Source organism: Daejeonella sp. AP26 (assembly GCF_056680515.1).
This window is the reverse complement of the sequence record NZ_CM155286.1, coordinates 545813-559120: the sequence shown is the minus strand read 5'-3', so window position 1 is coordinate 559120 and position 13308 is coordinate 545813. Positions and strand designations below refer to the sequence as shown.

Here is a 13308-nt window from a genome sequence, read left to right as displayed (position 1 = left end):
CTAAATAATAGCTACTAACTACCAAGTTCTAAATACTCATAAATGGCATTACAATGCGGCATAGTTGGCTTACCCAACGTAGGGAAATCAACACTTTTTAACTGTCTGTCGAACGCAAAGGCGCAGGCAGCAAATTTTCCTTTTTGCACCATCGAACCTAACGTTGGGGTAATAACAGTTCCTGATCCACGTTTAACCAAGCTCGCAGAACTGGTGAAACCGAACAAGGTTCAGCCAAATACTATCGAAATTGTGGACATAGCCGGTTTGGTTAAAGGGGCCAGCAAAGGCGAAGGCCTGGGAAATCAGTTCCTTGGCAATATCAGGGCAACAAGTGCAATCATTCATGTGCTGCGTTGTTTCGATGACGATAACGTGATCCACGTTGATGGCTCCGTTGATCCTGTTCGGGATAAAGAGATCATCGATACTGAGCTGCAGCTTAAAGATCTGGAGACCGTTGTTAAGAAGATCCAGAAGGTAGAGAAGATGGCAAAAACAGGTGGCGATAAGGATGCAAAGAAAGCATTTGAAGTATGCACCATCGTTAAAGCTCACCTCGAGTCAGGTAAGTCAGTGCGCACCGCTCCTATTTCCGAAGAAGACAAAGAATTTATTGCTGACCTTTTCCTGTTAACTGAAAAACCGGTTCTTTATGTATGCAACGTTGACGAGAAATCAGTGATCAACGGCAACAAATATGTAGACCAGGTTAAAGAAGCTGTTAAAGATGAAAACGCAGAAGTATTGGTAATCTCGGCTCAGATTGAAGCTGAAATTGCTTCCCTGGATAGTTACGAAGAGCGTCAGATGTTTCTCGAAGATCTTGGCTTAACAGAATCCGGCGTTACCAAGCTGATACAGGCTGCCTACCGCTTATTAAAACTGGCGACGTATTTCACTGCCGGTGTGCAGGAAGTGAGAGCCTGGACCATCACACAAGGCTTCACAGCCCCACAGGCGGCGGGAGTTATCCATACCGATTTCGAGAAAGGATTTATCCGCGCCGAAGTGATCAAATATGAAGACTTCACCACGCTTGGTTCAGAAGCTGCCTGCAAAGAAGCCGGTAAATTAAGTGTGGAAGGTAAGAGCTATGTAGTTGCCGACGGCGATATTATGCACTTCAGATTTAATGTTTAAAGCCCTTGCCGTCTAAAGGTGGTTTAACTATATTTGCCGACATGTTCCCGTAGTTCAACGGATAGAATTCTGGTTTCCGGTACCAGCGATATGAGTTCGAATCTCGTCGGGAACACATAAATTCTGAAGACAAATTAAAAGGCTGTTCTTGTAAAAGAGCAGCCTCTTTCTGTTACTACAAAACCCTTAAGTGTCATATACCTATCCTCTAAAAATTAACGCACTACCACGGATGTGTTTGGCAATAGCAACCACAGTTCAGGTCAGTTAATTGATTTGAATTTTTAAGTTTGTGTAACTCTACTCTTAGCTTTTTAATTTATGAAAAGGATTCTCCTGTTGCTCTTATGTTTAAGTATCCTTCTTCCCGCTTTGGCGCAGGAACAGTATGTGATTGAAAAAGACATTCCTTATTACGCAGCTACCAAACAAAGAAAAGACCTTTATGTAGCCACGCAATGTGTTCTGGACATCTACTACCCCAAACACATTAAGAATTTTGCGACTATTGTTTGGTTCCATGGAGGTGGTCTTACGTCGGGATCTAAGGAAATACCACAGGCATTAAGAAACAAGGGTTACGCTGTGATCGGTGTTAATTACAGGCACTCTCCCAAAGTCAAGGCTCCTACTTATATTGATGATGCAGCAGCAGCGGTTGCCTGGGCCTTTAAAACAATTTCCAAATATGGCGGCAATGACAAACTGATATTTGTCTCAGGGCACTCCGCCGGAGGATACTTAGCTATGATGGTTACTTTGGACAAAAGACTGCTAAATAAACACCAGATAGATGCCAACAGAATTGCGGGGGTGATCCCATTTAGCGGTCATACAATTACTCATTTTACGATAAGAGAAGAAAGAGGAATTAAAGGAACACAAGCTATAATTGATGAGTATGCACCATTATACTTCGTTAGAGGAGATTCTCCCCCATTACTTCTTATCACTGGCGATGCCGAACTGGAACTCCTGGGTCGTTATGAAGAAAATGCCTACTTCCTCAGGATGATGAAGTTAAGCGGACAAAAAGAAATCGCATTGATACAACTGCAGGGCTATGACCATGGTGGGATGGCAGAGCCGGCCTTCCCTCTTTTATTAAAGGAAGTGGCGAAAATTAAAGACAAAGTGAGTCTTTAGCTTAGGGCAAAAGCAGGAAGGACTTATACATCCCGATGCTTTTCAGAGCTGAAGGCCCTGTAATGCTATACTTTGTTTGATGGAAGTTACGCTAATGGATATATATCCTCTGCACGAGAGAGCCGTTAAATCACTTCCAGCTATCTATCAAAGAACTTATAAAACCCCGCCGAAGCCGTATCCGCAACAGAACCATCGGGCTTATGGTAAATGAAATAAGCTTCAAGATCTTTCCGCTTTCCAACAAATTTGAGCGCTTTCGTTAGGCCCATATTCATCAGCGCGTTATCATAGCCATCCGCCGTAATGGCATCCTCCGCCACCACCGTCACGCTGATCATTTCATTTTCAATGGGATAACCTGTTTTAGGATCAATTAAATGTGTGACTTTCTTTAAGCCATTTTGATAAAACTTGCGGTAGTTACCAGATGTGGTAACAGCGCCCTGGTCTATTCGGATGGTGCGCATCAATGGCAGTGGATTAGTATCATCCCCCGGACTTTCAATCCCAACAGTCATGGCTTCCCCTGAAGGCTTTTTACCTTTTATCCTGAGTTCGCCGCCCAATTCCACGAGGTAGTCATTGATACCTTTACGCTCCAGGAAAGCGGCAACCAGGTCTACACTATAACCCTGGGCAATCCCGTTTACATCTATCCCCAGGCAGGGCTTGCTCTTGATCAAACGGTCTCGCTTTAACCGGAGATGCTCTGATCCGACACAAGCCAGCAATGATCTTATCTGCGCTGAATCCGGAATACTGTTAATACGTTTTGCACCAAAACCCCAGGCCTGCACCAGCGGCTGGACCGTGATATCGAAGGCACCGTTTGTCTTCTTGTGGATCTGCAGTGACTTCTTAAGCACTTCCTTCAACATCGCGTCAACCCGTATTCCCGATTGAGAGCTATTGAATTGACTGATCAACGAGTAAGGTTTATAGATAGAAAGTGAACTGTCGATCTTTACGAAGATACTATCGGTCTGCTTCCGCGATACCAGGCTATCCGTCGAATAATAAGTGATCTGATAACTTGTACCCTGCGCCAAACCAGAAATCCGGTAAGGCCTGATCTGTTTGTCTTCCCTGGTAAAACAAAGAATGAATATGAATGTCAGGAGAAATCGGATCATTTTATTAAGTAGCAGTAAGTAGTAGCAGTAGCAGGAAAAGAGTAGCAGGAAAAGAAAGTAGCAGTAGCAGGATCAAGCAGCAGTAGCCTGGCTCGCTACACGACTGCCACTGCTACTGCTACTCACTCCTTCCACCTTCCCTCCTAGATAACCTTCGTCTTTCCCGGTATGGCGAACGGATAATTCCCATCCGCATCCGGTAGTACTTTCGGCATGGCATCCCAAGCAAATCGGTCAGGCATCAGGTTCACGTTGGAGTTTAGGGCGTCATCCCACTTCACTTCCTTACCGGAGTAAGTGGCATAGCGTCCCAGGATCGAGGTCATCGTGCTTTTGGCTGCGTTATCCGCATCGGCAAACTGGTATTTGCCGGCATCGATGGCCGCAAAGAGCTCGTCATGCTCCACCTGGTAAGGGTTCGGATCCCCTTTGCCCGCATAGTCGAACAGCACGTTGCCCTTGTGATCCCAGAGCTTGCCGGTGTTATTGGCCGAGAGGTAAACCTTCCCTTTGGTGCCCTGGAAGCTTTCGTCCACCCGGTTCTGCGTGCCTTCAAAATGGCGACACTGGCTTTGGAGGACGGTACCGTCTTCGTACACAAACTCGACCGTATGGTTATCGAAGATTTCGCCGTAATCTTTCCCCACGCGTTGAGCCCGGCTGCCGGTACCCTGCGCTTTCACCGGGTAGCTGTTCTTTACCCAGTTGGCCACGTCAATATTGTGGATATGCTGCTCAGCAATATGATCGCCGCACAGCCAGTTGAAGTAATACCAGTTGCGCATCTGGTACTCCATTTCGGTTTGACCGGCGGTGCGCGGGTTCACCCACACGCCCCCGCTGTTCCAGTACACCTGGCCGGAAACGATATCCCCCACCGTACCGTCCTGGATACGCTTAATGGTTTCGCGGTAGTTTTTCTGGTAACGGCGCTGCAAGCCCACCACCACATTTAATTTCTTCCGCTTGGCTTCTTCGGCGGCAGCCAGCACTTTACGCACCCCGATTGCATCCACAGCCACCGGCTTCTCCATGAACACGTGTTTGTTCTGACGGATGGCTTCCTCAAAGTGAATCGGCCGGAAGCCCGGAGGGGTGGTCAGGATCACCACGTCGGCTTCCTTGATGGCTTGCTTGTAGCCCTCGAAACCCACGAACTTTTTATCCTCAGGTACATGCACTTTGGCCTTCCCGAACTTGGTGAACATCGGCTCGTAGCTCTTGTCGATCCGGTCGCGGAAGGCATCGGCCATGGCGACCAGTTTCACATTGAAATTTGTGCTCAGGGCCTGGAAGGCCGCACCCGTACCGCGGTCACCGCAGCCGATCAGGGCGATCTTGATGGTTCCGCTGCCTGCGGCGTAAGCGCCATAGAAAGGCAAGTTGCTCAGGGCCACCCCCCCGGCCAGCAGGGCGGAGGTTTTGATGAATGACCGGCGTTGGGTTAGTAAGTTCTGGTTTTTACTGCTCATGCTAAAAGGGTTTAATAATCTGCAATGGGTTTACGGTTATAGTAGGTATCAATCTCTTCTTTGGAGGGCGGGCTCACAGGCCGCACCAGGCGGATCCCCACGAAAGGAGCTTCTGGAAACCACCAGTTACTCTTGGGAATCTGGGGATCAATTCGTTTCCAGTCCGGATCGGAGGCTGCTCTGCTGGCCGAACGCAGCTCAGCCGGCTCGCTTTGAAACGAACCGCCGCGGATGCTGTGCGGATAGAGTTTCACGGGTGGGGCCACCGCGTTATCCGCCAGCTTGCCTTTACTTTGATTGTAGAACCCGGCATCGTACTGGTCGATGGTCCATTCGGCGGCATTGCCGTGCATATCGTGAAGTCCCCAGGCATTGGGTTTCCTGGTTCCCGCAGACTGTGTCTTTTCTTTGCTGTTACCGGCGTACCAGGCATAGTCCCCTAATCGGGCGACGTCATTGCCAAAGGAATACGCGGTGTTCGAACCCGCCCGGCAGGCATACTCCCACTCGGCTTCCGTCGGCAAACGGTAGAACACGCCCGTGCGGTCGTACAGCCATTTGCAAAACTGCAGGGCATTGTACTGGGTCATCCCCACCGCGGGGTAACCTTCCTTGCCCATACCGAAGGTCATATCCAGGTAGGGTTTGGTAGGCCGGGTCACGGCGTCCACCCCTGCCGATTTAATCGTCACATCATAGTCTTTGTAGACGTATAGCTCGTAGATATCCCACGGAATTTCCTGTTTGGACATATAAAACGCATGGATCTTTACTTCATGCAACGGGCCTTCGTCAGCCTCTCTGCCCTTTTCATTTTCCGGGCTGCCCATCGTTAACGTGCCCTCCGGGATCGCAGCCATCTCAAAGCTGACCGTCGTGCCGGGAAGCTTTTGCGTGTAGGATTTCGGTTGATCCTGGGAGAAGGTCGTAAAAGGCAGGAGCGCCAGTAGACAGGCGCCGATTTTATTCTTATTCATGCTCTGATGCTCGTGTTTATTCTTTTGCTTGTTCCAGCTGCTCAATGGTTTGCTGCAGCTTTTTTGGATCCTTCATATACTTCTGGAGGTTGAAGAGCTTCACTGTCTTAAATTCCACCGGGTGGCTTTCGCTTTGCAGCGAGATGTACCCTTCTTTTAAAGGCTGGCCATCGATTTTGACGGCTGGATCGTAATTTTCGACATTACCACCGCCGATCTGCGGCTTCGTATATTCCAGCACGGTCTTCCCGCCCACTCGGTGCCGGATCAGCGAATCGCCCAGCACCAGGATCTCGGCCCGTACCCACTGGTCGCCATGAAAGGTTGGAGAAGATGAATCGACGCAATGCGGGGTAAACAGTTTCCCATCCATAAACACATTCGTACCAGGCGTACACAGGTTCAGCGTGCTTCGTTCTGCTTTGCCATCGCCGCCTAAAAACTGCGCCTCCAGCGAGATCGGGAAATCCTGGTCGAGTCCCATGCTTTGCGCCGACTGGCCATGCAGCATGGCGCCACTATTCCGCCAGGCCCAACCCGGACCACCTTCTATCTGTTCGCCCGTAAAACGGTATTCTACTACCAGCAGGTAAGCGGAAAACTTTTCTTTATAAAAAATATGGCCGTACTGTTCGTTCCAGCCTTTGTAACCATCGTACTTTACTTTCATCACCCCATCCTCCACGCGGAAGGTCTTGGCGAAATTCTCATTTACAGGGTGGCCTTTGATCTTCACGTTCCAATCTTTCAGGTCTTTGCCGTTAAAAAGCGTGGTCCATCCATTTTTAGGAAGTTCTTTTTGTGCGTTGCAACCGATAGTTCCAAAAAGGAAAAGCAGGGTTAATATCTTATTCATTGATTGGAGTTAGAATAAGATCGGAATGTACGGATAAAATCTATTAGGGTGTCAATTGATGTGACTTTCGTTACAAATCGAATGTTAAAAAGCGACTTAGAATACTACAGGTTACCGCGATTGGTGCGGATAATTGATAATCCATGCATGCTAACTGTACGGTTTGGTAGACCCCAGATTGCACAGATTAAGCCCCCGGTTAGGTGCCTAGAATTTTCGTCGAAACTGATTCGACACTTACTATGTGCTTACTATGTGCTTACTATATACTTACTATGTGCTTACTATATCAGCAATATATTAAGCATCCTGTTAATACATAGTGAGTATATGATTAGTATAAAGCAAAATCAGGTTTCGTTTAGGAGTAACGGTGAAGCGCAAAAACAAGAACAGAGTAGTTTAATATCGATATCAATTCGTCATCTTCGCATAACTCTCCGTTTCATTGCCTGATGGTAAGATCAAACAGCGACTGAGCAAAAAACTGAAATGGAAAAAACAATTGTAGTAGTTGGTGCAACCGGCAATCTGGGCGGCAAGATCGTTAACGCCTTGTTAGCTAAAGAAGCAGCTGTGAAGGCCATTGTTCGGCTGGAAACAGAAAGCAAAAAAATCAGGAAGCTGGAAGAAAAAGGTGTCCAGGTATGCCAGGTGGATACAGGTAACCGGTCTGAAATTTCAAAGAACCTGATTGGTGCCGATTGTGTGGTTTCTGCTTTGGCAGGTTTACGGGAAACGATCATTGATGCTCAAAAGATTTTACTGGATGCGGCTGTAGAAGCTAATGTTAAACGGTTTATTCCAAGTGATTTCTCAAGTGACTTTACCAACCTGGTCGAGGGAAAGAACAGGAACCTGGATCTGCGCAGGGAGTTTCGTCAGTATCTTGATAAAGCACCCATCAGGGCAACTACTATATTTAACGGCGCTTTTATGGATCTGCTGACTACGGATATGCCCCTGATCCTGTTTAAACAAAAGCGCATCCTTTGCTGGGAAAACCCTAAGCAGATCATCGAATTTACCTACACCAATGATATTGCAGAGTTCACTGCCAAAGCTGCAATGGATGATGAAACACCAAGATATCTACGGATTGCTGGCGACCGCTTATCCTGTGAAGACTTTGTCAAATTGCTCAGCAAATTGACGGGAGAAAAGTACAAGCTATTCAGACCGGGGGGAATTGGTTTATTGAATGGCATCATCAAGATGACCAAGTTCTTTTCGCCTTCAAAAACAGAACTTTATCCTGCCTGGCAGGGGATGCAGTATATGCGGGATATGATGGAAGGCAGGATTAGATTTCAGGAATAGGACAATGAGAGGTATGCTGATTTGGAGTGGACTTCTGTAGAGGAGTTTTTGAGGAAGGAAAGACTTTATCAACGAAAACCGACTAATAATGGAGGTTCTTCAAAGCAGACGTTTATTTAATTTATTTAAAAGAGCTAAAAGATTGATCAGAAGTAGTCTGAAAAATTCATTTCGCAAATCAAAATCACGTAACAAAAGTTACACACAGCTTAAATATGATTGTCTAAGTTTGACTTTCCGTCCATTAATAATAGAAGATCATATATGCTCAAGATAATAACTACCTTAATCATCGTAATTTTAACTGTTGCTGATACTGTTGCCCAACCCTTTCCATCAACATTAAAGCTGAAAGATCCGTGGACTAAAGCTCATTTGATGGAACCTGCAGCTTTGGCGGCTTTGATCAGCAATCCCAATTCGGCTAAACCAGTGATCTTCAATATCGGCGTGGTTGACAATATTAAAGGCGCAAGGAATGTGGGTGCCGCAAGCGAGGCATTGACTTTAAACAAGTTTAAAAAAGCACTAGCTGCGTTGCCTAAGTCAACACCGGTGGTCATTTATTGTGGTTGCTGCCCGTTTAGCCCCTGTCCGAATATCCGGCCTGCATTTAAGACCTTACAGGCAGCGGGGTTTAAAAACGGTCGCCTTTTGAATTTGCCAACCAATCTAAAAACGGATTGGATTAGTAAGGGCTATCCACTTGAGAAATAATATTAGAGCGGCACCGTGAACGAACAACCATCCCTGTATATTTAGTTAACCGTAGAAATGAACCTACAGATTATGAGATTACTTACATTCTTCCTGTCCTTAATTCTTGCCCACACTATTCAAACTGCCTCAGCGCAAAACCCAGCGGTGAACTTTACAGGTGCAGAAGCAACTTTAAGTCATTACAAGGCACTTTATGTGTTAAATAGTGGTGATGATAAAAAGATCCAGGGGACTCTGAGAAATATTAAAAATTCCCTCGCTGATGTGAGACTGAAGGACAAACTTGAGATCGAGCTGATTGTTTTCGGTGATGGAGTTAAAGTGTTTGCAAAAGATGGACCTTACGAGGAAACCTTGAAAGCCTTGCGATCAAAAGGTGTAATTCTTGCCCAGTGCGAGAACACCATCAGAGAGAGAAAGATTGACAAAAACAGCCTTTATAGCTTTATTTCTTATGTGCCGAGCGGCGCTGGGGAAATGATCATTCGTGAACAGCAGGGATGGGCAATCATTCATCCCTGACAACCGTCTCCTGATGAACCTACAGACTCAAACAAAAATCAATAAAGACCTCATCCTCCGTGAGCGCTTAGCTGTTGAGCGAACATCTATGGCTATTGACACTACTCTGTTAGCTTTTATAAGGACCGCGTTGTATTTCGCAGTTGCGGGCATGACGATCAACCAGTTTTTCAGCGTCAACTTTGGTTTACTAATAGCAATATCTTTTTGGGTAGTTGCCCTGATCATCCTGATCGTGGGCCTAGTCAATTTTCGTAAGCAAAAAAGAAGGCTTAGAGAAAACGAAAAACACATCGGTGATTTTAAACTGGATTGGGGAAAAGGGACTGGCTTGTAAATGTTGTTTTACTATCGGAGATTTGATAATGAAAAATATCAACTGAGCACATTGAAGAAGTAACCAGTTTTTTCATACCCATACATGAGAAAAATAATCGTCTTATCCATGATCACATTAGATGGGGTCATGCAAGCGCCGGGTGGACCTGCGGAAGATACTTCGGGTGGGTTCGAATATGGCGGCTGGGTTGCTCCTTATGGCGACGAAGTCTTTGCTAAGGTGCTGAAAAAAGAAATGCAACCTGCAGATTACCTTTTGGGCAGGAAGACGTTTGATATCTGGGAGTCCTACTGGCCTGAGCATGCAGACTTCTGGCCGGGCATTAATGAGGGCACCAAGTACGTCATGTCAAGTACCCGTGAAAACTCCGATTGGAAAAACTCGGTGTTCCTGGAAAGCCTTGGAGATATTCGATCACTAAAGAATTCGGAAGGCTCTGACATCCAGGTTTGGGGCAGTGGTGAGCTCGTTCAACTGCTCCTTAAGAATGACCTGGTGGACGAACTCTGGCTTAAGATTTACCCCCTTCTACTGGGGGATGGGAAAAAGCTGTTTGATGCTGGGACGGTTCCGGCAGCCTTTGAATTAACAGAAAGCACTGTTACGCCAGGCGGAGTTTTTATTGCCTATTACAAGCGAGCTGGTGCGGTAAGGACGAGTGATATTGAATTTTAAGGAAAAGAAAGCGCTTTCACACAGATTTTAAAGATTTTCACAGATTAGGACAACTCGAAGTGAATTGTACTAATAGTTCAGTAGTCAACAACACTGGAAGTTACGGGCAGGGTTGCAGGATAAATGTATTAGATTTATAAGAATCAAAATACAACCTATGCGAATTCCAATTTCCACGATAGTCCTCCTTCTACTCGTTTCCTGCAGAAACACTAATAATTCACCATCGGCTGAGGTGCCAGCTTCTAAGAATCCAAAGGCAGATACGATAGGAAAAGCCACAATCACTTCTGCTAGTGTTCCAAACGTTTTGAAAAGTGTGGACGATATAAAGCAAGCATATAAATACCTGACTTTAAAGATTGACAATAAAGATTTGGATTCGACGTCTTTCAAATACAACTGTCGTGATGAAAAACAGGGGACTGTAGTGTATTACTTTGAAAATGATTCGCTCAGAATGATCAGGCATACGTACAGTGAATACAGTCATTTCTCAGCCACAGAAAGCTATTTTGTAATGGATGATGCGCTGTTCTTCGTCTATTTCAACCAGGTATCATGGAGCTTTGGCTCAGAAGGAAAAGGAACGAGCGATACTAAGGATAATATAACAGAAAACCGCGTTTACATTGTCGACAACAAGCCCGTTAAATGCCTTGAAAAGAAGCTTACTATACGGTCTTATGATCCGAATAATACGTCCTCACAAAGCGTAGCAAATAAGGAAATAGCTTGCTCTTCAATCAAACCTGTTCTGCAAAAGTTTCAGTTGCTGGCGAGATATAAGAGTCAGGGAGAAAGTATGGCTTGTCTGGAAGAGTAAAAACTATGCTTCGAATAGTTACAGCGGGCTGATATTAATGGCTATTGGTTCACGCAAAGGCCGATAAGATCAATACGCAAAGATCGCGAAGGTTTAATATTAAAACCTTTGATTTGGACTGATTTAAAATGGCAGGCTTTGCGTGCTTTGCGATTTCTTATTTTGCTTTGCGTGCAAATAGAAAGCTTTTCAAAGCGATTGATTGGTCGTTAGATGGAATTAAAAGATTTTTACAGTTTGAGCTGCCAGCTAATAAAATAGCACTAAGAAATTAGCTTCCATGTTTTATTATTGTCAATAATTTTACATGCTATGAGTCGTATCAGAGTTAGGAAAGTAAGTGTCAATGATATTGACCAATTACAAAGGATCAGCAAGCAAACTTTCCTGGAGGCCTTCGCGGCTAATAATAAGGAAGATAACATAAAGCAATACCTGGAGCAGGCATTTACATCAGAAAAATTGACCGAAGAAGTTAAGAACGAAAACTCTGAATTCTATTTTGCCCAACTCGGCGATGAGGTCATTGGGTATTTGAAGTTGAACTCGGGAGACTCCCAAACAGAACTGAAAGATCAGAAGGCCCTGGAGATTGAACGCATCTATGTGCTAAAGGAATACCATGGACAGAATGTAGGGCAATTGCTTTATGAAAAGGCGCTTGAAGTTGCAGGAAAGGAGGATGCTGACTATGTCTGGCTAGGGGTTTGGGAAGAGAATCCACGAGCAATCAGTTTTTATAGAAAGAATGGTTTCGCAGAGTTTGATAAGCACATGTTTAAGTTAGGCGATGAGGAACAGACTGATATCATGATGAAACTCAAGTTGAAGGATAGCTGAATTATAGTTTGCGGATGTCTTGCCCCGATAGGGCAATGGAAATCCGTTTATAACGTTTTGCTACCGCCCTTTAGCCCCGATGGTGTAGGCCACTAAACCGACCTTTAGGTTACCCTTGGCGCGCTCACATAGGCAAGTCCTATTAATCCGCTTTATTTTCCCTATAAGCGGAGTTAGAGGTTAGGTTGCTAATTAAAAAGATCTTAGAATGTGACCTATAGGGGAGAAAATCTATCTTCAAGCGCTACTTTAAAATGAACAAAAGGATTTAATTATGGCAACTGTTTTTTTTGCAACACCAGCTGATTTTAGAAAATGGCTGGAGGAAAACCATCAAAAAGAAACGGAATTGTTAGTAGGTTTTTATAAAGTTAACAGCGGAAAACAAAGCATAACCTGGACACAGTCTGTTGATGAAGCACTTTGTTTTGGCTGGATAGACGGGGTTCGAACATCAATAGACAACGAATGCTATCAGATTCGTTTTACACCAAGGAAACCGACAAGTATCTGGAGTACGGTTAACATTCAAAAAATGGAGTCGTTAATTGAACAAGGACTTATGCAGCCAGCCGGACTTGCTAGTTTCGAGAACCGCAAGGAAAATAGGTCAAGAATCTATTCGTACGAAAAGGAAGGGATGAAATTCTCCCCTGAACTGGAAACGCAATTTAGGGCAAACAGGAAAGCATGGGATTATTTTCAATTACTTGCACCCTCCTATCGAAAAGCTTCGACCAATTGGGTGATGAGTGCCCGGCAAGAAACAACCAGATTGAAACGGTTAGGAGAACTTATCTCAGCCAGCGAGGCCGGGACTAATCAATGGAAAGACAATAAGTACATTAAGAAATCATCAAAAAAGCTAAACTGACCTCCAAATACGAATCATTAAGTAAAGCATCAAACGCCCCTGCTACAGTGGATCTTGACCATTTGCTAACTATTGGAGCCATTCTACCCTTGGGAGTCCGTGAAGGCGATACAGAGGAAGGTTCTAAGATCGATGCGCTCACAGGTGCCAGAGCTCCCCTTCGGGAACCTTCCAATGTTAAGTTCTGATTTCGAAAAACGTTCTTAGTGCGTGAACCCTGCAGCTCGTAAAAAACTTGTGAAGAGAATCCAAAAAGGTTTCCCATTCGAATTCCCGTGTCGACTGTCTCGTTCACTACGCATCGACCTGCTAGTTCGAATTAATGTTCCGCCTTTCCATAGACCATAGCATGTTTAAGTAGCCCAACAGCGGTGAGCCAAGACTAATTAAAATTTGAAAAATCAACTGGCGTGGACGATTATTATCGCTATCGGCTCATTCCCTTTTTGTATCGGAGACTG

General features: G+C 45.2%; 14 protein-coding genes and 1 tRNA gene. 11 read left to right on the top strand and 4 right to left on the bottom strand.

Going from position 1 to position 13308, the window contains the following annotated elements:
• Window positions 1–42 precede the first annotated feature (42 nt).
• From ychF to AC1MCB_RS02355, 3 genes are all read left to right on the top strand, one after another.
• Entirely contained in the window at window positions 43–1143 is a 1101-nt protein-coding gene (gene ychF / locus AC1MCB_RS02365) for a redox-regulated ATPase YchF (RefSeq protein ID WP_479967145.1), read from the top strand.
• 43 nt (window positions 1144–1186) lie between these two features.
• A tRNA-Arg gene (locus AC1MCB_RS02360) sits at window positions 1187–1258 on the top strand.
• Window positions 1259–1464: 206 nt separating this feature from the next.
• Entirely contained in the window at window positions 1465–2289 is an 825-nt protein-coding gene (locus tag AC1MCB_RS02355) for an alpha/beta hydrolase (RefSeq protein WP_479967144.1), read from the top strand.
• A gap of 140 nt (window positions 2290–2429) precedes the next feature.
• On the opposite strand, the gene AC1MCB_RS02350 is transcribed toward AC1MCB_RS02355, so the two are convergent.
• The 4 genes from AC1MCB_RS02350 to AC1MCB_RS02335 all read right to left on the bottom strand — a co-directional run bounded on the left by AC1MCB_RS02350 (window position 2430) and on the right by AC1MCB_RS02335 (window position 6730).
• Complete coding sequence (locus AC1MCB_RS02350) at window positions 2430–3425, bottom strand: FAD:protein FMN transferase (protein ID WP_479967143.1); 996 nt, start codon at window positions 3423–3425, stop codon at window positions 2430–2432.
• 143 nt (window positions 3426–3568) lie between these two features.
• Complete coding sequence (locus AC1MCB_RS02345) at window positions 3569–4897, bottom strand: Gfo/Idh/MocA family protein (protein ID WP_479967142.1); 1329 nt, start codon at window positions 4895–4897, stop codon at window positions 3569–3571.
• An 11-nt stretch (window positions 4898–4908) separates the two neighbouring features.
• A complete protein-coding gene (locus tag AC1MCB_RS02340; protein ID WP_479967141.1) occupies window positions 4909–5874 on the bottom strand; it encodes a formylglycine-generating enzyme family protein in 966 nt (321 codons plus the stop codon).
• 16 nt (window positions 5875–5890) lie between these two features.
• Window positions 5891–6730 (bottom strand): 3-keto-disaccharide hydrolase, encoded by an 840-nt coding sequence (locus AC1MCB_RS02335; RefSeq protein ID WP_479967140.1) that lies wholly within the window; start codon window positions 6728–6730, stop codon window positions 5891–5893.
• Window positions 6731–7222: 492 nt separating this feature from the next.
• On the opposite strand from AC1MCB_RS02335, the gene AC1MCB_RS02330 reads away from it, so the two are divergent.
• From AC1MCB_RS02330 to AC1MCB_RS02295, 8 genes are all read left to right on the top strand, one after another.
• On the top strand, window positions 7223–8050 hold the full coding sequence (locus AC1MCB_RS02330; protein ID WP_479967139.1) for an NmrA family NAD(P)-binding protein: 828 nt from the start codon (window positions 7223–7225) through the stop codon (window positions 8048–8050).
• Between the two features lie 264 nt (window positions 8051–8314).
• Window positions 8315–8767, top strand: a complete 453-nt coding sequence (locus AC1MCB_RS02325) for a rhodanese-like domain-containing protein (RefSeq protein WP_479967138.1) — start codon at window positions 8315–8317, stop codon at window positions 8765–8767.
• Window positions 8768–8839: 72 nt separating this feature from the next.
• Entirely contained in the window at window positions 8840–9292 is a 453-nt protein-coding gene (locus AC1MCB_RS02320; protein ID WP_479967137.1) for a DsrE family protein, read from the top strand.
• Window positions 9293–9305: 13 nt separating this feature from the next.
• Window positions 9306–9629 (top strand): DUF202 domain-containing protein, encoded by a 324-nt coding sequence (locus AC1MCB_RS02315; RefSeq protein WP_479967136.1) that lies wholly within the window; start codon window positions 9306–9308, stop codon window positions 9627–9629.
• A gap of 84 nt (window positions 9630–9713) precedes the next feature.
• Complete coding sequence (locus AC1MCB_RS02310) at window positions 9714–10307, top strand: dihydrofolate reductase family protein (RefSeq protein ID WP_479967135.1); 594 nt, start codon at window positions 9714–9716, stop codon at window positions 10305–10307.
• 157 nt (window positions 10308–10464) lie between these two features.
• Window positions 10465–11133 (top strand): hypothetical protein, encoded by a 669-nt coding sequence (locus AC1MCB_RS02305; RefSeq protein ID WP_479967134.1) that lies wholly within the window; start codon window positions 10465–10467, stop codon window positions 11131–11133.
• A gap of 312 nt (window positions 11134–11445) precedes the next feature.
• Entirely contained in the window at window positions 11446–11973 is a 528-nt protein-coding gene (locus AC1MCB_RS02300) for a GNAT family N-acetyltransferase (protein WP_479967133.1), read from the top strand.
• Between the two features lie 274 nt (window positions 11974–12247).
• Window positions 12248–12847, top strand: a complete 600-nt coding sequence (locus tag AC1MCB_RS02295) for a YdeI/OmpD-associated family protein (RefSeq protein ID WP_479967132.1) — start codon at window positions 12248–12250, stop codon at window positions 12845–12847.
• The last annotated feature ends 461 nt before the right edge of the window (window positions 12848–13308 follow it).